At 72.1% G+C, this 23,625-nt stretch carries 18 protein-coding genes and 1 riboswitch; of the genes, 12 read left to right on the top strand and 6 right to left on the bottom strand.

Going from position 1 to position 23,625, the window contains the following annotated elements; all coding sequences use genetic code 11:
• Nucleotides 1–282 precede the first annotated feature (282 nt).
• Nucleotides 283–768, top strand: a complete 486-nt coding sequence (locus G412_RS0123140) for a DUF485 domain-containing protein (RefSeq protein ID WP_078607275.1) — start codon at nt 283–285, stop codon at nt 766–768.
• Nucleotides 765–2,357 (top strand): solute symporter family protein, encoded by a 1,593-nt coding sequence (locus tag G412_RS0123135; RefSeq protein ID WP_028814165.1) that lies wholly within the window; start codon nt 765–767, stop codon nt 2,355–2,357. Before G412_RS0123140 ends, G412_RS0123135 begins: the two co-directional genes overlap by 4 nt.
• Before the next feature lie 110 nt (nt 2,358–2,467).
• Here the strand turns inward: G412_RS0123135 and G412_RS0123130 are convergent, their stop codons facing one another.
• Both G412_RS0123130 and G412_RS35640 read right to left on the bottom strand, forming a co-directional pair.
• The gene (locus tag G412_RS0123130; protein WP_028814164.1) at nt 2,468–3,145 is read right to left on the bottom strand and encodes a response regulator; all 678 of its coding nucleotides are present in this window, start codon (nt 3,143–3,145) and stop codon (nt 2,468–2,470) included.
• Nucleotides 3,142–4,857, bottom strand: a complete 1,716-nt coding sequence (locus G412_RS35640; RefSeq protein ID WP_078607273.1) for a sensor histidine kinase — start codon at nt 4,855–4,857, stop codon at nt 3,142–3,144. Before G412_RS35640 ends, G412_RS0123130 begins: the two co-directional genes overlap by 4 nt.
• A 128-nt stretch (nt 4,858–4,985) precedes the next feature.
• On the opposite strand from G412_RS35640, the gene G412_RS0123120 reads away from it, so the two are divergent.
• Complete coding sequence (locus tag G412_RS0123120; RefSeq protein WP_028814163.1) at nt 4,986–6,056, top strand: CobW family GTP-binding protein; 1,071 nt, start codon at nt 4,986–4,988, stop codon at nt 6,054–6,056.
• Between the two features lie 107 nt (nt 6,057–6,163).
• On the opposite strand, the gene G412_RS0123115 is transcribed toward G412_RS0123120, so the two are convergent.
• Nucleotides 6,164–8,617 carry a DNA gyrase/topoisomerase IV subunit A gene (locus G412_RS0123115; protein ID WP_028814162.1) on the bottom strand — a complete coding sequence of 818 codons (2,454 nt, stop codon included), beginning with the start codon at nt 8,615–8,617 and terminating at the stop codon, nt 6,164–6,166.
• 214 nt (nt 8,618–8,831) lie between these two features.
• On the opposite strand from G412_RS0123115, the gene G412_RS0123110 reads away from it, so the two are divergent.
• The 4 genes from G412_RS0123110 to G412_RS0123095 all read left to right on the top strand — a co-directional run bounded on the left by G412_RS0123110 (nt 8,832) and on the right by G412_RS0123095 (nt 13,726).
• Nucleotides 8,832–10,220, top strand: a complete 1,389-nt coding sequence (locus G412_RS0123110) for a M16 family metallopeptidase (RefSeq protein WP_028814161.1) — start codon at nt 8,832–8,834, stop codon at nt 10,218–10,220.
• A 20-nt stretch (nt 10,221–10,240) separates the two neighbouring features.
• Nucleotides 10,241–11,608 carry a M16 family metallopeptidase gene (locus G412_RS0123105; protein ID WP_028814160.1) on the top strand — a complete coding sequence of 456 codons (1,368 nt, stop codon included), beginning with the start codon at nt 10,241–10,243 and terminating at the stop codon, nt 11,606–11,608.
• 223 nt (nt 11,609–11,831) lie between these two features.
• Nucleotides 11,832–11,999, top strand: a riboswitch (cyclic di-AMP (ydaO/yuaA leader).
• A gap of 12 nt (nt 12,000–12,011) precedes the next feature.
• Nucleotides 12,012–12,842, top strand: coding sequence for a M23 family metallopeptidase (locus tag G412_RS0123100; protein ID WP_028814159.1), 831 nt, complete (start codon nt 12,012–12,014; stop codon nt 12,840–12,842).
• A 176-nt stretch (nt 12,843–13,018) separates the two neighbouring features.
• Nucleotides 13,019–13,726 (top strand): GntR family transcriptional regulator, encoded by a 708-nt coding sequence (locus G412_RS0123095; protein ID WP_028814158.1) that lies wholly within the window; start codon nt 13,019–13,021, stop codon nt 13,724–13,726.
• 190 nt (nt 13,727–13,916) lie between these two features.
• Here G412_RS0123095 and G412_RS0123090 read toward each other — a convergent pair whose 3' ends face one another.
• Nucleotides 13,917–14,198: an HPr family phosphocarrier protein gene (locus G412_RS0123090; RefSeq protein WP_028814157.1), complete on the bottom strand. Its 282-nt coding sequence runs from the start codon at nt 14,196–14,198 to the stop codon at nt 13,917–13,919.
• A 144-nt stretch (nt 14,199–14,342) separates the two neighbouring features.
• Here G412_RS0123090 and G412_RS35635 point away from each other — a divergent pair, with 144 nt between their 5' ends.
• From G412_RS35635 to G412_RS35630, 4 genes are all read left to right on the top strand, one after another.
• A complete protein-coding gene (locus tag G412_RS35635; protein ID WP_051338553.1) occupies nt 14,343–17,954 on the top strand; it encodes a GNAT family N-acetyltransferase in 3,612 nt (1,203 codons plus the stop codon).
• Nucleotides 17,955–18,017: 63 nt separating this feature from the next.
• Nucleotides 18,018–18,605 (top strand): DUF5998 family protein, encoded by a 588-nt coding sequence (locus tag G412_RS0123080; protein WP_028814156.1) that lies wholly within the window; start codon nt 18,018–18,020, stop codon nt 18,603–18,605.
• Nucleotides 18,605–19,792 (top strand): alkaline phosphatase family protein, encoded by a 1,188-nt coding sequence (locus G412_RS0123075; RefSeq protein ID WP_028814155.1) that lies wholly within the window; start codon nt 18,605–18,607, stop codon nt 19,790–19,792. Before G412_RS0123080 ends, G412_RS0123075 begins: the two co-directional genes overlap by 1 nt.
• Nucleotides 19,793–19,844: 52 nt before the next feature.
• Nucleotides 19,845–20,537: a thymidine kinase gene (locus G412_RS35630; RefSeq protein WP_051338552.1), complete on the top strand. Its 693-nt coding sequence runs from the start codon at nt 19,845–19,847 to the stop codon at nt 20,535–20,537.
• Here the strand turns inward: G412_RS35630 and G412_RS0123065 are convergent.
• Nucleotides 20,509–21,288: a VOC family protein gene (locus G412_RS0123065; protein ID WP_078607271.1), complete on the bottom strand. Its 780-nt coding sequence runs from the start codon at nt 21,286–21,288 to the stop codon at nt 20,509–20,511. The genes G412_RS35630 and G412_RS0123065 overlap by 29 nt on opposite strands.
• A gap of 246 nt (nt 21,289–21,534) precedes the next feature.
• Between G412_RS0123065 and G412_RS0123060 the strand changes: the two genes are divergently transcribed.
• Entirely contained in the window at nt 21,535–22,362 is an 828-nt protein-coding gene (locus tag G412_RS0123060; RefSeq protein WP_028814153.1) for a sulfurtransferase, read from the top strand.
• 83 nt (nt 22,363–22,445) lie between these two features.
• Here G412_RS0123060 and sepH read toward each other — a convergent pair whose 3' ends face one another.
• A complete protein-coding gene (gene sepH, locus G412_RS0123055; protein WP_028814152.1) occupies nt 22,446–23,516 on the bottom strand; it encodes a septation protein SepH in 1,071 nt (356 codons plus the stop codon).
• Between the last annotated feature and the right edge of the window lie 109 nt (nt 23,517–23,625).

The raw sequence follows: 23,625 nt of genomic DNA, 5'->3' as shown, positions 1-23,625 counted from the left end.
CTGGGGCCGGCTCCACGGAGTCCACCCGTGGGTGGAGCGCGCAGCTCCACCCACGCGCCGATCCGCTACGGGCGCCCGCGCGGGCTTCCGGCTGCCGGCGCAGGAGCGGGCCGCCCGTACGACGGAGGCCGAGTCCGCCGCCCTGGGCGCGGGGTCGCACAGCCGCTCGGGACATCGGTCACCTGATGGGGTGAAGCGCGGGGATTGAAGAGTCCGGGATCTTCCACTCTGTCCATCCTTGGGCGCGCGGACCATTCGTTCGCGGACAAGGAGAGCTGTTCCGTGGAGAAGCAGGAAGGCAGAGAAGCCGCAGCGGTGCGGTTCGACGATCCCTGGTACGACGCGCTTGCCTCCGGCTGGGGTGAAGTGGACGGTACGGGCGCACCCGCGCCGCTCACGCCACCCGTGCCCGCGGGCCCCGCGCCCGGTCACAGCGCCGCTGAGATCTATCTGGAGGTGCAGCGCAGCGCCGCCTTCCGGGAAGTGCGCAGCCGCTACCGGCGGTTCGTCGTTCCCGCGTCCCTCGCGTTCTTCACCTGGTACGTCGTCTACGTCGTCGCGGCGACCACCGCGCACGACCTGATGGCCCGTCCCGTCGTCGGCGCGGTGAACGTCGCGATGGTCGCCGGACTCGGGCAGTTCGTCACCACCTTCCTGCTCACCTGGGCGTACGCGCGTCACGCCCGGCTGCGCAGGGACCGTGCGGCGCTCGATCTCCGCTGGGACACCCAGGAACTGACCCGGGGGATCAAGGAGATCAAGCGGTGACCGACGATCACCAGACACTCGCGTTGCTGCTGTTCTGCGCGTTCGTCGCGGCAACGCTGGCGATCACGACGTGGGTGAGCCGCAACCGGCGCGGATCCGCGGAGGAGTTCTACGCGGGGGGACGGCTGTTCTCGCCCATGGAGAATGGTTTCGCCATAGCGGGCGACTACATGTCCGCCGCTTCCTTCCTCGGCATCTCGGGGCTGATCGCGCTCTTCGGCTACGACGGCATGCTGTACTCCGTCGGCTTCCTCGTCGCGTGGCTCGTCGTCCTGTTCCTCGTCGCCGAACTCGTCCGCAACTGCGGCCGGTTCACGCTCGCGGATGTCGTCGCCGCGCGCATGAGGGAGCGGCCCGTCCGTATCGCGGCGGGAACTTCTTCGGTCACCGTGTCCGTTCTCTATCTGGTGGCGCAGATGGTGGGGGCGGGCAGCCTGGTCGCGCTGCTGCTGGGCGGGAGCAGCGAGGCCGCGCGCTCCTGGACGGTCATCGGCGTGGGCGCGCTGATGGTGATCTACGTATCGCTGGGAGGGATGCGGGCCACCACCTGGATCCAGATCGTCAAGGCAGTGCTGCTGATGGCGGGCACGGTCGCGCTCACCGTGCTTGTCCTGGTGCGCTTCCACGGCGACTTCAATCAGCTGCTGCTCTCGGCCGCCGAGCGCAGCGGGCACGGCAAGGACTTTCTCTCACCCGGTCTGAGGTACGGCGGGGACTGGACGGCCCGCTTCGACTTCATCAGCCTCGGCCTCGCCCTGGTCCTCGGTACGGCCGGACTGCCGCACATCCTGTCCCGCTTCTACACCGTGCCGACGGCGCGCGCCGCCCGCCGTTCGGTCGTCTGGGCGATCGGTCTCATCGGCAGCTTCTACCTGATGACCATCGTGCTCGGCTTCGGTGCGGCGGCAGTGGTGGGAACCGACGAGGTACGGGCGTCCAACGCGGCCGGGAACACGGCGGTTCCGCTTCTCGCGCTCGACCTGGGCGGCGGCGCGGGCTCCACAGGCGGAACGATTCTCTTCGCCGTCGTCGCGGCCATCGCCTTCGCCACCATCCTCGCGGTCGTGGCGGGCATCACGCTGGCCTCCTCCGCCTCTGTCGCCCACGATCTGTACGCCTCGCTCAGGCGCCGCCGCGCCAGGCAGTACAGCGAGGTCGCGGTGGCCCGCGTCGCGGCGGCGGGAATCGGCGCTGTGGCCATCGCCCTCGGCCTGCTCGCCCGCGACCTGAACGTCGCGTTCCTCGTCGGCCTGGCCTTCGCGGTCGCCGCGTCCGCCAACCTGCCGGTGCTGCTCTACTCGCTGTTCTGGCGGAACTTCACCACCCGCGGCGCGGTCTGGTCCGTGTACGGCGGCCTGATCCCGGCCGTTGTGCTCGTGCTGCTCTCGCCGGTCGTCTCCGGCAGCCCCGAATCGCTGTTCCCCGGAGCCGACTTCCAGCTCTTCCCGCTCCAGAACCCCGGCCTGGTCTCGATCCCCCTGGGCTTCCTCGCGGGCTGGGCCGGTACGGCGCTGTCACCCGAACCACCGGACGAGGCCAAGCACGCGGAGACGGAGGTGCGTTCGCTGACGGGCGCGGGCGCGGTCTGAGGCGCCGTCCGGGGCGCGGTGACGGACGGCGCGGCGTCGGTGGACACCGACGAGCGAACCGGGCTGCGCGCGGTCCGGGGCGCGGTCCGGCCGGATGCGGCTCCGCGTCCTCAGTGGCTGGCCGTCCAGGCGTAGCGATGCTCCGGGCGGCCCGTCTCGCCGTACTTGAGGCTGAGCCGTACCCGCCCCGACCGTTCCAGCAGCTTCAGATAGCGCTGCGCGGTCTGCCGGCTCATGCCCGCCCGCTCCGCGATCTCCTGGGCGGAGAGTGGTCCTCCGGCGGCCAGCAGCACCTGCCGCACCATGGCCGCTGTGGTGGGCGAGTGTCCCTTGGGGAGGTCGGGGGAGCCGGCCACGGAGAGCGCCCCGAAGATACGGTCCACCTCGGCCTGCTCCGCCTCGCCGCCGCCGTCGAGGGTCCGGCGCAGCGCCGCGTACGCCTCCAGCTTCGTGCGCAGCCCGGCGAAGTTGAAGGGCTTCACCAGGTACTGGAGAGCCCCCTGGCGCATCGCGGCCTGCACGGTCCCGATGTCGCGCGCCGCTGTCACCATGATCACGTCGGTCTGGAGGCCGAGCGCGCGCAGCTCCTGGACGAGCGCGAGTCCGTTCCGGTCCGGCAGATAGTGGTCCAGGAGCACCAGGTCGACGTGGGCCGCCTGGAGCTGCGCCAGCGCGTCGGCGGCCGAATGTGCCCGGCCGACGACGCGGAAGCCCGCGACCTTGGCCACGTACGCCGCGTTGATCTCCGCGACGCGGACGTCGTCGTCCACCACCAGTACGTCGATCATCGCGATTCTCCCGCCGTGTCCAGCGCCGCCGCGGCCGGGCCCACCGTGCCCGCGTCCATGGGCCCGGCGTCCGCCGGCTCCGCCTCGCCCAGCCCGGCGTCGGTCAGTGCCTCCGGCAGTACGACGGTGAATTCGGCGCCGCCCTCCGCCCCCTCACCGACCCGGGCACTGCCGCCCTGCCGCTCCGCGAGCCGGCGCACCATCGCGAGGCCGAGGCCGCGCTTGCCGTGGGCCGGCAGCTCCTTGGTCGACCACCCCTCCGTGAAGATCAGCTCCCGCTGCTGCGCCGGGACACCGGGCCCGCTGTCGGTCACCCTCAGCACGGCCGCACGCCCGCGGGCCCGCAGCTCGACCTCGATCACGGCGTCCGGGGAGCCGGCCGAGGCGTCCAGCGCGTTGTCCACCAGGTTGCCGACGACGGTCACCAGACCGCGCGGGTCCACCAGCCGGTCCGGCAGCAGCGTCGCGTCGGAGAGCCGGAGCGCGACCCCGCGCTCCGCTGCGACCGTGGCCTTCCCGACCAGCAGCGCCGCCAGCAGCGGGTCGTGGATCTTCTCGGTGATCTGCTCGGCGGTGGCACGGTGCACCCCCGCGACCTCCGTCACGAACTGCACCGCCTCCTCGTGCATGCCCAGCTCAAGCAGCCCCAGGAGCGTATGCATCCGGTTGGCGTGCTCGTGGTCCTGGGCGCGCAGGGCGTCGATCAGACCGCGCGTCGAGTCCAGCTCGCGCCCGAGCCGCTCCAGCTCGGTACGGTCGCGCAGGGTCGCCACCGCGCCGCCGTCGTCCGTCGGCATCCGGTTGGTGACGAGGACGCGCTGCCCGCGCACGGTCAGCAGGTCGTCACCGGTCACGCGCCCCGCCAGCACGTCGGCCGTACGCCCCGCGCCCAGGACGTCGTCGAGCGGGCGCCCGGTGGCCTCGGGGCCGAGGCCGAGCAGCCGCTGGGCCTCGTCGTTCAGCAGCCGGATCCTGCCCCCGGAATCGAGGGCGACGACCCCTTCCCGGATGCCGTGCAGCATCGCCTCGCGCTCGGCCAGCAGCGCCGAGATGTCGGAGAAGGCCAGGTCGTGGGTCTGCCGCTGGAGTCTTCGGGAGATGAGATACGCCGCCACCGCGCCGACGGCGAGTGCGCCGCCCGCGTACGCCAGCAGACCGGGGATCGCCGCGAGCAGCCGGGCGCGGACACTGTCGTACTCGATGCCGACCGAGACGGCACCGACGATCTCACCGTCGGTGGCGCGCAGCGGGACCTTGCCGCGGGCGGAGCGGCCGAGCGTACCCTCGTCGATCTCCATGACCTCCTGTCCGGCGAGCGCGTCGCTGGGGTCGGTGGAGACGATCTTGCCGATCTGGTGGGGGTCGGTGTGGGACCAGCGGACCCCGCGCTCGTCCATGACGACGACGTACTCGGCGCCGGTGGAGCGCCTGATGCGCTCCGCCTCGGCCTGTACGGGCCCGTCCGCGGCGGGCCGCGAACCGGTCACCGCGCCGGCGAGCTGCGGCTGGGCCGCGGTGGTCTGCGCGATCGCGAGCGCGCGCCGCATCGCCTCCTGATCGAGCTGGGCGCTGAGCGGGGCCAGGAAGAGGCCGGTGGCGAGCACGGTGACACCGGTGGCGATGGCCAGCTGCATCAGGAGCACTTGCGAGAAGACGCGCTGGGGCCAGCCCAGACGCAGTCGTCTGCCGGAGGTGGTCGGTGCGGCGCTCATGTCTACGAACGGTAGAGCGCCCGGCACGCCTTTCCGAAATCCCCCCTCCGGCTCCTGCGGCCGTCCGGGGCTCCCACCGTGCCAATATCCTGGGTCAGCCCCCTGCCGTGCCGAGAGAAAGGCCCCTGGTGAGCACGAAACAGATCCCGGTCATCATCCTCGCGGGCTTCCTCGGATCCGGTAAGACCACCTTGCTCAACCACCTGCTCGCCCAGAGCAGGGGCACCCGGATCGGTGCGATCGTCAATGACTTCGGCGCCATCGAGATCGACGCCATGGCGGTCGCCGGGCAGCTCGGGGACTCCACCGTTTCGCTCGGCAACGGGTGTCTGTGCTGCGCTGTGGACGCCAGTGAGCTCGACGAGTATCTGGAGAAGCTGACCCGGCCCGCCGCCCGTCTCGACGTGATCGTGATCGAGGCGAGTGGCCTGGCCGAGCCGCAGGAGCTGGTCCGGATGATCCTGGCCAGCGAGAACGAGCGGATCGTGTACGGGGGGCTCGCCGAGGTCGTCGATGCCGCCGAGTTCGACGCGACGCGGGAGCGTCATCCCGAGCTGGAGCGGCATCTCGCCATCGCCGATCTCGTCGTCCTGAACAAGACGGACCGGGTGGGGGAGGAGCGGCTCGGTCGTGTCCTCGACACCGTCGCGGGCCTCAGCGGCGGTACGGCCGTCGTCCGTGCGTCGTACGGGCGGATCGATCCTGAGCTGCTCTTCGACCCGGTGGTGCGGCCGGACGGCGAGGAGAAGGCGCGGCAGCTGTCCTTCGACGATCTGCGGAGCGAGGAGGAAGCGCACGACTGCGACGGCGGTCATCTGCACGCGACGTACGAGAGCGTCTCCTTCACCTCCGACGTGCCCATGGACCCGCGCCGGCTCATGGAGTTCCTCGACACCAGACCGGAGGGGCTCTACCGGATCAAGGGGTATGTCGACTTCGGTACGGCCGACGTCCGCAACCGGTACGGGGTGCATGCGGTCGGGCGGTTCCTGCGGTTCTACCCCGAGCTGTGGGGGCGCGACGAGCCGCGGATCACGCAGCTCGTGCTCATCGGGTCCGGGACCGACGCCGAAGCGCTCGGCAAGGAACTCGCGGCCTGCCGTCGGGACGGGGCGCGGGGCGCCGATGCCGCCGCCGCTGCCGATGAGCACAGCATGTGGGGCGTCCTGCGGTACGTGCAGGGCGAGGGCGAGGGCTGAGGGCGCGGAGCGATCTGTTCCGCACCCCGCCCCTTCACCCCGCCCCTTCCCGAGGGCCCGTTCCCGGCCGCCGGGCGGGCAGACCCGGCGGCCGAGTGGCGGCGTTGTTACACCGGCCCCGCCAGCGCCGCCACCGGCGTGGCCAGCGGGGTGCCCGAGCCGTCGCGGCGCGGGTCCTGCTCCGGCAGCTCCACCGGTGCGCCGTTCTTCGACGCCGCGCGGGCCGGCGCCGCGCCCGCCCAGGCCAGGATGAGGATGTCCTCGCCCTTGAGGAACCGCTGGCAGCGCACGCCGCCCGTGGCCCGGCCCTTGCGCGGGTACTGGTCGAACGGCGTCAGCTTCGCCGACGTCTCCGTGTCGCCGAGCAGCGTGCCGGCCGTACCGGCCACCGTGAAGACCACGGCGTCGGCGGCCGGGTCGACCGCGGTGAAGGAGATCACCTTGGCGCCGTCGGCGAGCTTGATGCCCGCCATACCGCCCGCGGCCCGGCCCTGCGGCCGGACCTGCCCCGCCGGGTAGCGCAGCAGCTGGGCGTCGTCGGTGATGAAGACGAGGTCCTCCTCGCCGGTGCGCAGCTCGGCGCCGCCGACGATCCGGTCACCTTCCTTGAGGGTGATGACCTCCAGCTCCTCCTTGTTCGCCGGATAGTCCGGGACCACCCGCTTGACCACGCCCTGCTCGGTGCCGAGCGCGAGTCCCGGCGAGGACTCATCGAGTGTGGTGAGGCAGATCAGCGTCTCGTCCGGCCCCAGGGTGAGGAACTCCGTGACCGGCGCCCCGCCGGAGAGACTGGGCGCGGACGCCGTGTCGGGCAGCTGGGGCAGGTCGATCACCGACAGCCGCAGCAGACGGCCGAAGGACGTCACCGCGCCCACGTCGCCGCGCGCCGTGGCGGGCACGGCCGAGACGATCACGTCGTGCTTGGCGCGCCGGGTTTCGTCCATGGCGAGGGGCTCGCCGTTGGCCGTACGGGCCAGCAGACCGGTCGAGGACAGGAGAACCCGGCAGGGGTCGTCCGCGACCTCCAGCGGCACCGCGGCGACCGGTGAACTTCCCGACTCCAGCAGCACGGTGCGCCGGTCGGTGCCGAACTTCTTCGCCACCGCCGCCAGTTCCGCCGAGACCAGCTTGCGCAGCTCGGTGTCCGACTCCAGGATCGCCGTCAGCTCGTCGATCTCGGCGGTCAGCCGGTCACGCTCGGCCTCCAGCTCGATCTTGTCGAACTTGGTGAGCCGGCGCAGCGGCGTGTCCAGGATGTACTGCGTCTGGATCTCGCTCAGCGAGAAGTGCTCGATCAGCCGCTCCTTGGCCTGCGCCGAGTTGTCGCTGGAGCGGATGAGGCGGATGACCTCGTCGATGTCGAGCAGCGCGACGAGCAGGCCGAGGACCAGATGCAGCCGGTCGCGCCGCTTGGTGCGGCGGAATTCACTGCGGCGGCGTACGACCTCGAAGCGGTGATCGAGATAGACCTCCAGCAGCTCCTTGAGGCCCAGCGTCAGCGGCTGGCCGTCCACCAGCGCTACGTTGTTGATGCCGAAGGTCTCTTCCATCGGCGTCAGCTTGTAGAGCTGCTCCAGGACGGCCTCGGGGACGAAACCGTTCTTGATCTCGATGACCAGACGCAGGCCGTGCGCGCGGTCCGTGAGGTCCTTGACGTCCGCGATGCCCTGGAGCTTCTTCGACGAGACCAGGTCCTTGATCTTGGCGATCACCTTCTCCGGGCCGACGGTGAAGGGCAGTTCCGTGACGACCAGGCCCTTGCGGCGCGCCGTCACGTTCTCCACGGTGGCCGTGGAGCGGATTTTGAAGGTGCCGCGGCCGTTCTCGTACGCGTCCTTGATCCCGCCGAGGCCGACGATACGGCCACCGGTCGGCAGGTCGGGTCCCGGCACGAAACGCATCAGCGTCTCAAGATCCGCGCCGGGGTGCTTGATCAGGTGCCGGGCGGCGGCGACGACCTCGCCCAGGTTGTGCGGCGGCATGTTCGTCGCCATGCCGACGGCGATCCCGGACGCGCCGTTGACCAGCAGGTTCGGGTACGCCGCGGGAAGCGCGACGGGCTCGCGCTCCTGCCCGTCGTAGTTCGGGTTGAAGTCGACCGTGTCCTCGTCGATCGACTCCGTCATCAGCGACGTGGCGTCGGCCATCCGGCATTCCGTGTACCGCATGGCCGCCGGCGGGTCGTCGTTGCCCAGCGAGCCGAAGTTGCCGTGCCCGTCGACGAGCGGCAGGCGCATGGAGAAGGGCTGCGCCATCCGTACGAGCGCGTCGTAGATCGAGGCGTCGCCGTGCGGGTGGAGCTTGCCCATCACCTCACCGACGACGCGGGCGCACTTCACATAGCCGCGGTCGGGCCGCAGCCCCATCTCGTTCATCTGGTAGACGATGCGTCGGTGCACCGGCTTCATGCCGTCGCGGGCGTCGGGCAGCGCTCGCGAGTAGATCACCGAGTACGCGTACTCGAGGAAGGAGCCCTGCATTTCGTCGACGACGTCGACATCGAGGATCTTCTCCTCGAACGCATCGTCCGGCGGCGGGGTCTTCGTGCTGCGGCGGGCCATCGCGGCTGCGGCTCCTTCGCGGTTCTGTAGGGCGAGTTCTTGGGTCTGATGCCGACCATTGTGGACCTGCGCACTGACAACGCCGACCTCGACCCGTCCGTAGCGCCTGCTCGGGCGTTCCCTGAGGGCGTACACCGGCCGGGAACTTCGCCAGGTGTCCGTGAGCTTGCATACAGTGGCAGGACTTCTCCATATCGCGATCGAAGGGACGTACATGCCCATGGGTCACACGGCCACAGCGCAGGCCGGTTCCGGCGGCCTGACAGCGACTGAGCACCGGCTGGCCAATGGCCTGCGCGTGGTGCTCTCCGAGGACCACCTGACCCCGGTCGCCGCGGTCTGCCTCTGGTACGACGTAGGTTCGCGCCACGAGGTCAAGGGCCGTACCGGCCTTGCTCACCTTTTCGAGCACCTGATGTTCCAGGGCTCGGCGCAGGTCAAGGGCAACGGCCACTTCGAGCTGGTGCAGGGTGCGGGCGGTTCGCTCAACGGCACGACCAGCTTCGAGCGCACCAATTACTTCGAGACGATGCCCGCCCATCAGGTGGAGCTGGCCCTGTGGCTGGAAGCCGACCGGATGGGCTCGCTGCTCTCCGCGCTCGACGAGGAGTCCATGGAGAACCAGCGCGACGTCGTCAAGAACGAGCGCCGCCAGCGGTACGACAACGTGCCGTACGGCACCGCGTTCGAGAAGCTGACCGCCCTTGCCTACCCCGAGGGCCACCCGTACCACCACACCCCGATCGGCTCGATGGCCGACCTGGACGCCGCGACCCTCGAGGACGCGCGCGCCTTCTTCCGTACGTACTACGCGCCCAACAACGCGGTGATCTCGGTCGTCGGCGACATCGACCCCGAGCAGACCCTCGCCTGGATCGAGAAGTACTTCGGCTCCATCCCGTCCCACGACGGCAAGCAGCCGCCGCGCGACGGGACGCTGCCCGACATCATCGGGCAGGAACTGCGCGAGGAGATCCGCGAAGAGGTCCCCGCCCGCGCCCTGATGGCCGCCTACCGGCTGCCGCACGACGGCACCCGCGAGGCCGACGCCGCCGACCTGGCCCTCACCGTCCTCGGCGGCGGCGAGTCCTCCCGGCTGCACAACCGCCTGGTCCGCCGCGACCGTACGGCCGTCGCCGCCGGCTTCGGGCTGCTGCGCCTGTCCGGCGCGCCCTCGCTCGGCTGGCTGGACGTGAAGACATCGGCCGGCGTCGAGGTGCCCGACATCGAGCGTGCCGTCGACGAGGAACTGGCCCGCTTCGCCGCCGAGGGCCCCACGCCCGAGGAGATGGAGCGCGCGCAGGCCCAGTTGGAGCGCGAGTGGCTCGACCGGCTCGGTACGGTCGCGGGCCGCGCCGACGAACTGTGCCGGTACGCCGTCCTGTTCGGCGATCCGCAGCTGGCGCTGACCGCCGTGCAGCGCGTCCTGGACATCACGGCGCAGGAGGTCCAGGCGGCAGCCAAGGCGCGCCTGCGCCCGGACAACCGCGCGGTCCTGGTGTACGAGCCGACACACGCGGCCGACGAAGCCGGGGCAGCCGACGACACCACCACCACCACCGCCGCCGGTGAGACCGCAGCGCAGGAAGGGGCGGACAAGTGACCGACACCGCAGCCGTGAGCATGAAGTTCCACCCCCAGCCGCAGGCCGGCACCCCCACGCCGTGGGCGTTTCCCGCCCCCGAGCGCGGCTCCCTGCCCAACGGCCTGACCGTGCTGCGCTGCCACCGCCCCGGCCAGCAGGTCGTGGCGGTGGAGGTCTTCCTCGCCGCGCCCCTGGAGGCCGAGCCGGAGGGTCTGGACGGCGTCGCGACGATCATGGCGCGGGCCTTCTCCGAGGGCACCGACAAGCACTCCGCCGAGGAGTTCGCCGCCGAGCTGGAGCGCTGCGGCGCCACGCTCGACGCGTACGCCGACCATCCGGGCGTCCGGGTCTCCCTGGAGGTCCCCGTCTCCCGGCTGCCCAAGGCGCTCGGCCTGCTCGCCGACGCGCTGCGCGCCCCCGCCTTCTCGGAGAGCGAGATCGAGCGACTGGTCGCCAACCGGCTCGACGAGATCCCGCACGAGACGGCCAACCCGTCCCGCCGCGCCGCCAAGCAGCTCTCCAAGGAGCTCTTCCCGGCGACCTCGCGCATGTCGCGGCCGCGCCAGGGCACCGAGGAGACGGTCGCGCAGATCGACTCCGCCGCCGTGCGGGCGTTCTACGTGGCACATGTGCGCCCCGCGACCGCCACCGCCGTGATCGTCGGCGACCTCGAAGGCACCGACCTGGACGCGATCCTGGCCGACACCCTCGGCGCGTGGAAGGGCGACACCGCCGAGGCCCGCCCCGTACCGCCGGTGACCGCCGACGACACGGGCCGTGTGGTCATCGTCGACCGTCCCGGCGCGGTCCAGACCCAGCTGCTCATCGGCCGGATCGGCCCCGACCGGCACGACAGCGTCTGGCCGGCCCAGGTCCTCGGCACGTACTGCCTGGGCGGCACGCTCACCTCCCGCCTGGACCGCGTCCTGCGCGAGGAGAAGGGCTACACGTACGGCGTGCGCGCCTTCGGCCAGGTGCTGCGCTCCGCTCCCGACGGGTCGGGCGCCTCCATGCTGGCGATCAGCGGCTCGGTGGACACGGAGTCCACGGGACCGGCGCTCGAAGACCTGTGGAAGGTGCTGCGCACCCTCGCCGCGGAAGGCCTCACCGACGCCGAGCGGGACGTCGCCGTACAGAACCTGGTGGGTGTCGCGCCGCTCAAGTACGAGACCGCGGCGGCCGTCGCCGGCACGCTCGCCGACCAGGTCGAGCAACACCTGCCGGACGACTTCCAGGCCCAGATGTACGCCCGGCTCGCCGAGACGGGCACCGTGGAGGCCACCGCGGCGGTCGTCAGCGCCTTCCCCGAGGACCACCTGGTCACGGTCCTCGTCGGAGACGCGTCGCAGATCGAGGAGCCCGTCAGGGCGCTCGGTATCGGTGACGTGACGGTGGTCAGCGGCTGACCCGTCACAGCCGACTGTGCAACTCGCCCCAAAGCGGGCGATAGAGGGGCCCTGGGAGTCGAAAGGCTGCCGGGGTCCTTCTCGTATGTCCGTTTTGTTGTGGAGGTTGCCTGTCTGGCCTGTGGGGTGCGTTACAAAACGCCGTGTCTGTTTGGTGATTAAAAGATGTCCCGTTTAGCGTCTGTCCGGCTGTCCGTCAGCAGTGAGCCGCATCCGCGGCACCGGGCAGCCATCGCCGAGTCCCCGTCAGGCGCGAGCCTGGGGAGCCGGGGACCCAATCAGTCCCTGGGGTGAATCGGATGTCCTCTGTGCGTACGTACGGAGGCGTCCGTAGGAGACCTTCCTGCTCCGAACCCGTCAGCTAACCCGGTAGGCGAGAAGGAAGGAAAGGATCAGCCACTTCATGGCGTTCACCCGTGCCACCGGGAAGCACCGTCGTCCGAGCCGCCTGACGCGCAAGGGCGCGAACATGGCCGGCGTCGCCGCCCTCGCGACCACCGGCGTCATCGGAGGCCTGACCTCTCCGGCCCTCGCCGCCGACAGCGACATCAGCGCCGACTCGGCCCACGCCGTCCAGGACACCGGCCTGACCCAGGCCATCGTCATCGGGGACTCCCTCGCCGACCAGATCGCCGCCCAGGCCGAGCAGCAGAAGCGCGCCGCCGCCAAGGCGGAGGCCGCACGCAAGGCCGAGGCCGAGCGGAAGGCCGAAGCCAAGCGCAAGGCGGAAGCCAAGGCCAAGGCCGAGGCCGAGGCGCGGGCCAAGAAGGAGCGCGAGGAGCGCGCGGCCAAGGAGCGCGCCGCCCGCGAGGCGGAGCGCAAGCGCCTGGGCTACACCCTCCCGGTCGCCGGCTCCGTGGTGACCACCGGCTACAAGACCGGCGGCAACCTCTGGTCCTCCGGCAGCCACTCCGGCGTCGACTTCCGCGCCGCGTCCGGCAGTTCCGTCGTCGCCGTCGGCGCGGGCACCGTCGTCGAGGCCGGCTGGGGCGGGGCGTACGGCAACAACATCGTCATCAGGATGAACGACGGCACGTACACGCAGTACGGCCACCTGTCGTCCCTCGGTGTCTCCGTCGGCCAGACCGTCGCCTCCGGTCAGCAGATTGGCCTCTCGGGCTCGACCGGCAACTCGACCGGCCCGCACCTGCACTTCGAGGCCCGCACGTCCCCCGAGTACGGCTCCGACATGGACCCGGTCGCGTACCTGCGCGCGCACGGCGTGAACGTCTGACGGGCCGGGCGCTCACTCGTACTGAAGGCCCCGGCTTGTGCGCCGGGGCCTTCAGTATGTCCAAAAGCCGCCCATGAATTCCGGCTCCCCGTCGGAAACTGAGGAATGCTGCAATAGAGTCACCGAACAGGCGTCGATCGACCGCGTTTCGCGGGGATTAAGGCGGAGGTTCGGTCATGCGCATTCCCGCGCAATCGGTATGCACGGCAATCCGTGACGACATCGTTTCCGGTGTGTTCGCGCGGGGCAGCAGGCTCACCGAAGAGCTGCTGGCGCGACGTTACGGCGTCTCCCGCGTCCCGGTGCGCGAGGCTCTGCGCACGCTGGAGTCCGAGGGGTTCGTCACCACCCGCCGGCATGCCGGCGCCTGCGTGGCCGAGCCCACCGAGCGGGAGGCCGCCGACCTGCTGGAGGTACGGACGCTGCTCGAACCGCTGGGCGCCGCCCGCGCCGCCCAGCGGCGCACCGACGCCCACCTCAAGGTGCTGCGCGGCCTCGTCAGACTGGGCCAGGAGCGGGCTCGCCGGGGCGAGGGGGAGGACCTGCGCTCGCTGGGAAGCTGGTTCCACGAGACGCTCGCCCAGGCGTCGGGCAGCCCCGGCCTCACGGCCCTGCTCACCCAGCTCAGGCACAAGATCGCCTGGATGTACGCCGTCGAGCAGGCCGCCCGGCCCGCCGAGGCCTGGGCCGAACACGGCGCGATCGTCGACGCCGTGGCGCGCGGCGACGCCGAACGGGCCCGCGCGCTGACGGCCCTGCACGCCGAACGGGCGGTGGCCGCGCACCGGTTGCGGCACCCCGGCCCTGAGCGCGAGCGGGAGCGCGGGCCGGAACGCGTGAGGACTTCGCAACGTGCCGTAAACACCGGGAGTGGCCGCCATTAACAGCCGCGCCGTATACAAAGAGGAGGAATTAGCGGGGGCCTATTTCTGCTGCCCGCATTTCGCGGCGTACGGCACCGCATAAAGCGACGTAAAACAAAAGGAGCCGTGGCGCCCCGAATTCGGGTTGCCACGGCTCCTTCGTGAGAATTCGCCCGTCCGAGTGGTCGGTCCGAGTGGTCGGCCCGAGTGGTCAGACGGTCTCGGGAAGCTCGTCCAGGCCCTCGGAGACCAGCTTCGCCAGGCGGTCGAGAGCGGCCTCGGAGCCGTCGGCCTCGGAAGCCAGCACGATCTCCTCGCCACCCTGCGCGCCCAGGCCGAGCACCGCGAGCATGGAGGCGGCGTTGACCGGCTTGCCGTCGGCCTTGGCGATCGTCACGGGGACACCCGAGGCGGTCGCGGCGCGAACGAAGATGGAGGCGGGCCGGGCGTGCAGGCCTTCGGCCCAGCCGACGGTGACACGGCGCTCAACCATGGTGTTGCCCTTCATGTTCTAACGGTTGTCTAGACCAGTCTCTCACGCCGCGTGGAGCCGCCGGCCGCCGACCCTGCGCCGGCCCCGCGCCGCCGCCTCAGCCTGCCTTGCCCTGAGCGGGCCCGCGACCCGTAGGCTTTCGTCATGCAGCCTCCGCTGGAGCAGGTCCCGCCGGATCAGAACGGGCACCACGCGTACCCGGCGCATTGGGAAGCCGACGTGGTGCTGCGCGACGGAGGCACGGCGCGCATCCGCCCCATCACCGCCGACGACGCGCAGCGCCTGGTCAGCTTCTACGAGCAGGTCTCGGACGAGTCGAAGTACTACCGCTTCTTCGCGCCGTACCCACGACTCTCCGCCAAGGATGTCCACCGCTTCACCCACCACGACTTCGTGGACCGCGTGGGTCTGGCCGCCACGGTCGGCGGCGAGTTCATCGCCACCGTCCGGTACGACCGTATCAACGCCCAGGGGCGCCCCTCGTCCGGCCCCGGCGCGGACCTGGCCGAGGTCGCCTTCCTGGTCCAGGACGCACACCAGGGACGCGGCGTCGCCTCCGCCCTCCTCGAACACATCGGCGCGGTCGCGCGGGAGCGCGGCATCCGGCGCTTCGTGGCGGAAGTGCTGCCCGCCAACACCAAGATGATCAAGGTCTTCACGGACGCGGGCTACACCCAGAAGCGCAGCTTCGAGGACGGCGTCGTCCACCTCGAATTCGACCTGGAGCCGACCGACCGCTCCGTCGCCGTACAGCGCGCCCGCGAGCACCGCGCCGAGTCCCGCTCCGTGCAGCGCCTGCTCGGCCCCGGCTCGGTCGCGGTCGTCGGGGCGGGGCGCGCGCCGGGCGGGGTGGGGCGTACGGTCCTGCGCAATCTGCTCGCCGCCGGATTCACCGGGCGTACGTACGCCGTGAACCGGGCCTTCCCCGAGGACCTGACCGAGATCGACGGCGTGCCCGCGCACCGCTCCGTCGCCGGGATCGGCGAGGCGGTCGACCTCGCGGTCGTGGCCGTACCGGCCGAACGGGTCCCGGAGGTGGTCGCGGACTGCGGCGAGAGCGGCGTCCAGGGGCTGGTCGTCCTCTCCGCCGGATACGCCGAGAGCGGGGCCGAGGGGCGGGCGCTCCAGCGTGAACTGGTGCGGCAGGCGCGCTCGTACGGTATGCGCATCATCGGCCCGAACGCCTTCGGCGTCATCAACACGTCGGAGGCCGTACGCCTCAACGCCTCCCTCGCGCCGGAGCCGCCGGCGCGGGGCCGCATCGGCCTCTTCACGCAGTCGGGCGCGATCGGGATCGCGCTGCTGTCGGGGCTGTACCGGCGGGGGGCCGGGCTGTCCTCTTTCATCTCGTCCGGCAACAGGGCGGACGTCTCGGGGAACGACTTCCTCCAGTACTGGTACGACGATCCCGACACCGATGTCGTCCTCCTCTACCTGGAGTCGATCGGCAACCCGCGCAAGTTCACGCGCCTCGCCCGGCGTACGGCGGCGGAGAAGCCGGTCGTGGTGGTGAAGGGCGCGCGCCACAGCGGGAGTACGCCGCCGGGGCACGCGGTGCCCGCCACGCGCATTCCCGACGCGACGGTGTCCGCGCTGCTGCGGCAGGCGGGGGTGATCCGCGTCGACACCGTCACCGAGCTCGTCGACGCGGGGCTGCTGCTGGCGGGCCAGCCCCTGCCCGCCGGGCCGCGGGTCGCGATCCTCGGCAACTCCGAGTCCCTGGGCCTCCTGACGTACGACGCCTGCCTGGCGCAGGGCCTTCGCCCGCTGCCGCCGCTCGACCTGACGACGGCCGCGACACCGGCCGACTTCCGTGCGGCGCTGGCCGAGGCGCTGCGGGACGGGGCGTGCGACGCGGTCGTGGTCACGGCGATCCCGTGGGTCGGCGAGAGCGGAGCGACGGAATCTGGCGACGGGGAGGTTTTGGCGGCGGCGCTGCGGGAGGGGGCGGCGGCGGGGCCGGCGAAGCCGGTGGCGGTCGTGCACGTGGAGATGGGCGCGCTGGCCGACGCCCTAGCCGCAGCGACAAACACGGCCCGCCCTTCGCCCCCGCCGCCGCCCTCGGCCGCCCCGGCCCAGGGCCCCGAACCGGGGTCCCCCGTCCTAGGCCAGGACCTGGGCCCAGGCCTGGACGCGGCCCCGGACCTGGGCCCGGACGCGCACCCGGACGCGCACCCGGCGCCGGGGGAGCGTGGCCGGGGGGACGCTGCGCGGAGCTCTTCCCCTACCCGCCCCTTCCCGAACCGGGGCGCTGCCCCGGACCCCGGTCCTCAAACGCCGGACGGGCTGGATTCGGCCGCGGGACGAGGTCGGAGCGCGGGCTGGGATGTGCCCACGGGGCGGGATGTGCCCCTGGGGCCGGACAGGCCCGTGGGTCCGGATGCGCCCGCAGGTCGGCAGGTGCCCGTGGGCCCGGAGGTGTCCGCGGGGCGGGATGCGCCCGTGGGTCCGGATGCGCCCGCAGGCCGGGATGTGTCCGCGGGTCGGGACACGTCCGCGGGGCCGGATATGCCTGCGGGCCGGGATGTGTCCGCGGGTCGGGGCACGTCCGCGGGCCCGGACGTGCCCGTGGAGCGGGAGGTGTCCGCAGGCCGGGGTGTGCCCGTGGGGCCGGATGTGTCCGTGAGTCGGGACGTGTCCGTCGGGGCGGATGTGCCCGTGGGGCGGGATGTGGCTGCGGCGCCGTATCCGGACGCTGGTCGGCGTAATCAAGCCCGTCCGGCGTTTGAGGACATGCCCGGAGGGCGTCCGGGGGGCCGGGGGCTTGCCCCCGGTTTCGGGGAGGGGCGGGTAGGGGAAAGAGGCGGTCCAGGGAGCCCGCAGCCCGGAGCCGAGTCGCAGCCGGAGGGTGGCGGAGCCGGTGACGCCGGGCGGCGTATCCCCGCCTACCCCGCCGCCGAGCGCGCCGTTCGCGCCCTCGCTGAGGCGGTCAAGTACGCGCAGTGGCGCCGGCAGGCCGCCGAGCCCGGACGGGTGCCCGAGTACGACGACATCGACGAGGCCGGGGCCGCCGGCCAGATCCGCGCGCTGCTGGGTGAGGGTGAGGGAAGGGGGCGTGTCGGGCCCCGGTCCGTGCCCTTGACCGGCGACGCCGTCCGCGAGCTCCTCGGGCGGTACGGGATCGACGTACGGCCCACCCTGCCCGCGCCCCGGCCCGACGCCGCCGTCGAAGCCGCCGGCCGGCTCGGTTACCCCGTCGCGCTCAAGACCACCGCCCCGCACCTGCGCCACCGCCCCGACCTCGGCGCCGTACGCCTCGATCTGGCCGACGAGACGGAACTGCGGCGGGCGTACCGCGAATTGACCGACGCCCTCGGCAAGCCGGAAGAGCTTCAGCTCGTCGTCCAGGCCATGGCTCCGCGCGGCGTCGACACCGTCGTCAAGGCCTCCATCGACGCCGCCGCCGGCGCCGTGCTCTCCTTCGGGCTGGCCGGAGCCGCGTCCGAGCTGCTCGGGGACATCGCGCACCGGCTGGTTCCGGCCACCGACCGGGACGCCGCCGAACTCATCAGGTCGATCCGGACCGCGCCCCTCCTCTTCGGCTGGCGCGGCTCCGACCCGGTCGACACCGCCGCACTCGAAGAGCTCCTGCTGCGCGTCTCACGACTCGTCGACGACCACCCGGAAGTCGTCGCGGTCGCCCTGGAACCCGTGGTCGTCGCCCCGCACGGCCTGTCCGTACTCGGCGCGACCGTACGTCTCGCACCCCCGCCCGCCCGCGACGACCTCGGCCCCCGCCGCCTGCCGAGCTATTGAGCCGCTACTGAGCCGTCCACAGGCCCGGCATCGCGGCCTCCCGCGCCCCGTAGGATGGAGGGCATGGCGAAGACCGGTACGACGACCCAGGGGCTGCGCGCGGCGATCGAGCGCAGCGGCTACTACCCGGCCCTTGTGGCCGAAGCGGTGGAGGCCGCTGTAGGCGGCGAGCCGGTCTCCTCATACTTGGTGCACCAGGAGACGACCTTCGACTCCAACGAGGTCCGCCGGCACGTCACGGTCCTCGTCCTGACCGGCAACCGCTTCATCGTCAGCCACACCGACGAGCAGGCCGCCGACACCACCTCCCCGGCGCCGTACGCCACCACCTCCACCGAGTCGGTCAAGCTGGACCGGATCTCGTCCGTCGTGGTCAGCCGCGTCGTCGCCAACCCGGAGAAGTACGTACCGGGCACGCTGCCCCGCGAGGTCGTCCTGACCATCGGCTGGGGCGCCGTATCCCGCATCGACCTGGAGCCCGCCGCCTGCGGCGACCCCAACTGCGAGGCCGACCACGGCTACACGGGCAACACCACCGCCGACGACCTGAGCCTGCGCGTCAGCGAGGCCGGCGACGGTCCGGACACCGTCCGCCAGACCCTCGCGTTCGCCCAGGCGCTCTCCGAAGCGACCGCCGCGGCCGACCGCTGATGGCGCAGCCCGCCTGGTCCGACCCGGTTCCGCTCGCCCTGGACACTGCGCCCGTCCCCGAGTACGGCGCCGGCTCCCTCGCCGACCTGCTGCCGACCCTGGCGGCGGGTATGGACGTACCCGGCACGACCGCCACGATCCCCGAGCTGACGCCCGCCGACCGGAACTGCGTGTTCCTGATAGACGGTCTCGGCTGGGAGCAGATCAAGGCGCACCCCGAAGAGGCCCCCTACCTCCACTCCCTCCTCGGCAGCTCGCGCGGCGGCACCGGCCGCCCGCTCACGGCGGGCTTCCCCGCCACCACCGCGACCTCGCTCGCCTCCGTCGGCACCGGCCTGCCGCCCGGCGCGCACGGCCTGCCCGGCTACACCGTCAGAGACCCCGACACCGGCGCGCTGATGAACCAGCTGCGCTGGAAGCCGTGGACCGACCCGCACCTCTGGCAGCCGTACCCCACGGTCTTCCAGCTCGCGGACGCCGCGGGCGTGCACACCGCGCAGGTGTCCTCGCCGGACTTCCAGCACACCCCGCTCACCAAGATCGCGCTGAGCGGCGGCACGTTCCGCGGCAAGCTCACCGGCGAGGAACGGATGGACCTGGCCGCCGCCGAACTGGCCGCAGGCGACCGCTCACTCGTCTACACGTACTACAGCGAGGTAGACGGCAAGGGTCACCGCTTCGGCATGGACTCCGACGCCTGGCGTGGCCAGCTGATGTACGTCGACCGGCTCGCCCAGCGCCTCGCCGAGCAGTTGCCGCCCCGCGCGGCGCTCTACATCACCGCCGACCACGGCATGATCGACATCCCCTTCGACGAGGAGTCGCGCATCGACTTCGACGAGGACTGGGAACTGAGCGCCGGCGTCGCCCTGCTGGGCGGCGAGGGCCGCGCCCGTCACGTGTACGCCGTCCCGGGCGCGGAGGCCGACGTACTCACCGTCTGGCGCGAGGTGCTCGGCGAGCAGTTCTGGGTGGCGAGCAGGGACGAGGCGATCGCCGCCGGCTGGTTCGGCCCGGTGGTCGACGAGCGGGTGTACGGACGCATCGGTGACGTCGTCGCCGCGGCCTGCGACGACGTCGTGGTCACCGCGTCGCGCCGGGAGCCGCACGAGTCCGAGATGGTGGGCATGCACGGGTCCATGACGGCCGCCGAGCAGCTGGTCCCGCTCCTCGAAGTCCGCTCGTAACCCCGGCACCGCACGCCGCCCCCGCACCGAACCGAAAGGTCCTCAACCTCTCATGCCCGAGCTGGTGTTCTTCTCCGGAACGATGGACTGCGGAAAGAGCACCCTCGCTCTTCAGATCGAGCACAACCGGTCGACCCGCGGCCTCCAGGGCATGATCTTCACGCGCAACGACCGGGCCGGCGAGGGCAAGCTCTCCTCCCGCCTCGGCCTGGTCACCGACGCCGTCGAGGCCGCCGAGGGCTTCGACTTCTACGCGTACCTCGTCGCCCACCTCTCCCAGGGCAACCGCGCCGACTACGTGATCGTGGACGAGGCGCAGTTCCTCGCGGGCGAGCAGATAGACCAGCTCGCCCGCGTCGTCGACGACCTGGAACTCGACGTCTTCGCCTTCGGTATCACCACCGACTTCCGCTCCAAGCTCTTTCCCGGCTCGCAGCGCCTGGTCGAACTCGCCGACCGGGTCGAGGTGCTTCAGGTGGAGGCGCTGTGCTGGTGCGGCGCGCGCGCCACGCACAACGCCCGCACGATAGGCGGCGAAATGGTCGTCGAGGGCGCCCAGGTCGTCGTCGGCGACGTCAACCAGTCGCCGGACGAGGTCGGTTACGAGGTGCTGTGCCGCCGCCACCACCGGCGCCGGATGACGGCCGCGGCCGCGCACGCCGCGGCCCTTTCGCCCGACGTGCTGCCCGTCGACCCGTCCTCCCCCGCCGACTCCGTCAGCCGCTCGCCGTCGTCACGAGCGTGAACACCGCGCCCTCCGGGTCGCAGACGGCCGCCGTCCTGCCGGTGGCGGCGTCGTGGGGCGGCCGCAGCACCTGCCCGCCGAGCTCCCGCACCAGCCGGGCCGACTCATCGGTGTCCGCCACCTCGAAGTACGTCATCCAGTGCGCCCCCCTGTCGCGTGGCAGAGCCTGGCCCACGCCCCGCACCGAGGCCACCGGGCGGCCGTCGAGGCGCAGCGTCAACTGGTCGAAGTCGGCCGAGGCGCCGGGTTCAACCTCATAGCCGAAGACAGCCGCGTAGAACTTGCCGACCGTCGATGTCTCGCGCGTCAGCAGCTCGTTCCAGACCGGGGTGCCGTGGGTGCCGGCGAGCGCCGTGCCGAGATGGGCCGCGGCCTGCCAGACGCCGAAGACCGCGCCCGACGGGTCGGAGCCGATCGCCATCCGGCCGGCGTCGCCCGCGTCGAGCGGGCCGACCCCGACGGTGCCGCCGTGGCTCCTGATCGACTCGGCGGTGACATCGGCGTCATCGGTGGCCAGGTACGGCGTCCAGGCGATGGGCAGATGCCGGTCGGGCGGCAGTTGTCCGATGCCGGCGATCTCCTTGCCGTCGAGCATCGCCCGTACGTACGGGCCGAGCTGCTGCGGTCCCGGCCGGAACTCCCAGCCGAACAGCGCTCCGTAGAATTCCTGGGTGGTGGCCAGGCCGTGCACCATCAGGCTCACCCAGCAGGGCGCACCTGGCGTTCGCCGCCGGGTCGCTGCCTCGGTCATCGTCACTCTCTCCTCGGACCATCGTGGTGGTCGTGCGGGAACGGGCGGCCCCGTTGCGAGGCTGTGAAGCCGTGAAGGGGCGCGCCCGTGCAGATGCTTGCACCACCTGTCGTGCCGCGCGTCCCGGCCGCGCCGCTTTCTCTGGGGTTCCCGCAGGAGAATGCCCGATTTGGCATTCCCCACCCGTTTCGACCCCGGTGGCCGTACGGTGTCGGTCGCACTGCGGGCTGCGCGAGGATGGCTCGTATGAATGCCATCATCAGCGCAGCCGAACTCGCCGACGAGCTGACGGGGGACCGGCCGCCGGTCCTCCTGGACGTCCGCTACCAGATGGGCGGACCGCACGGCCGCGCCGCCTACGAGGCGGGTCACATCCCCGGCGCCGTCTTCGTGGACCTCGAAGCGGAACTCGCCGGTCCGCCGGGCTCCGGCGGCCGCCACCCGCTCCCCGACGTCGAGGCCTTCGGCGCCGTCATGCGCCGCGCGGGCGTCTGTCACGACACCCCGGTCGTCGTGTACGACGGCGGACAGGGCTGGGCGGCGGCGCGGGCCTGGTGGATGCTGCGCTGGACGGGCCACCCCGCCGTACGGGTCCTGGACGGCGGTCTCGCGGTGTGGAGCGGCCCGGTCGAGTCCGACGTCCCGGCGCCGGCAACCGGCGATTTTCAGCCGGTCCCGGGCGCCGTACCGCTCCTCGACGCCGACGGCGCCGCCGAACTGGCCCGCACCGGGCTGCTGCTCGACGCGCGGGCGGGCGAGCGGTACCGGGGCGAGGTGGAGCCGATCGACCGGGTCGCCGGCCACATCCCCGGCGCGGTCTCGGCTCCCACCATGGAGAACGTCGGCCCCGACGGCCGCCTGCTCCCGGCGCCCGAACTGGCCGCCCGCTTCAAGTCGCTCGGCGCCGGTGAGGACCGGCCGGTCGGCGTCTACTGCGGATCCGGTGTCTCCGCGGCCCAGCAGGTGCTGGCCCTGGAGGTCGCGGGCATCCCGGCGGCGCTGTACGTGGGGTCGTGGTCCGAGTGGTCCGCCGACGAGTCCCGTCCCGTGGCCACCGGAGCCGACCCCCGATAACTCCGACAATCCGGGTATCTCCGACAACTCGGCATGCCGAGGGGCCCGTACGCCATCCGTACGGGCCCCTGCGCGCAAAGCGTCTACTCCTGCTTCTTGCGGCGCGTACCGAAGACGATCTCGTCCCAGCTCGGTACGGCCGCCCGCCGTCCGGGACGGACCCCGTCGGCCTCGGCCTGGCGGTCCGTCGTGCCGGTGAGCCGGTCGCGGTGACCTGCGACGGCGCGCGGCATGAGCACATCGGCGTACGCCGCACCGGCTCCGGAGGCGGCGGACGCCGCGGGCTCCTCGGCCTCCGGCTCCTCCGCCGACGCGGGTTCGGTCGTCGGCGGCTCGGTCGGCGCGGGCCGCTCGGGCACGACCATGTCGCCACGGAAGCTCGGCACCGCCTCCAGCAGGCTGGTCAGCGAATCACGCTCGTTGCCGGTGCCCTCCTCGGGATCCGGCGCGGGCGGCGGTGCGCCGGGCCGCTCCATCTGCCGGTCGAGCGCGCGGTCCAGCGGCCGGTCCCGCGGCAGCCGCGCGATCCGCGGTACGAACGGGAAGCTCGGCTCGGGCGCGGCCGCAAGGGACGTGTCGTCCGTCTCGCCGATCAGCGCCCGCGCCTCGTCGTCCACGGCCTGTACGAGCCGGCGGGGCGGGTCGTACGTCCAGCTCGCGGAGTGGGGCTCGCCCGCCACGCGGTAGACCAGCAGCACTTCCCACGTGCCGTCGTCGCGCCGCCAGGAGTCCCACAGCACGGTCTCCTTGTCGGCGCCGCGCAGCAGCAGCCGCTCCTGCACCGCCTCGCCGAGCTGGGGTCCGGTTCCGGTGTTCTCACCGGGGCGGCGTACGGGCGTCTTTCTGGCGCGCTCGGCCATGAAGGCGCGCTCGGCCAGCACGGGTCCTTCGAAGCGGCGGACCCGGTCGACGGGGATGCCGGCATGCTGAGCGACCTCCTCGGCGGAGGCTCCGGCGCGTATACGGGCCTGGATGTCGCGAGGGCGGAGGTGGCTCTCCACCTCGATCTCGATCTGGCCGAGACGGGCGCGGTCGTTGCGCACCGCGGCACGCAGCCGCTCATCGATCGGAAGCGTGTACTCCGTGCTGTCAGCAGCCTTCAGCACCAGTCGTGTGCCGTCATTCGAGACGGCCACGACACGCAGTTCGGGCATGGGAACCTCCCGGGTGGTGCCTGCCGACGTCACGTGCGTCGCTGCTTCCGCTAGTCGAGTGTGGCCTGCCCGGGTGCAGCCTGCCACAACCTTGCCCAGTTGCCCGGTG

The organism is Streptomyces flavidovirens DSM 40150 (genome assembly GCF_000429085.1).
Lineage (GTDB): Bacteria > Actinomycetota > Actinomycetes > Streptomycetales > Streptomycetaceae > Streptomyces > Streptomyces flavidovirens.
Note: the sequence above shows the minus strand (reverse complement) of the source record. Positions and strands in the feature narration are given on the sequence as shown.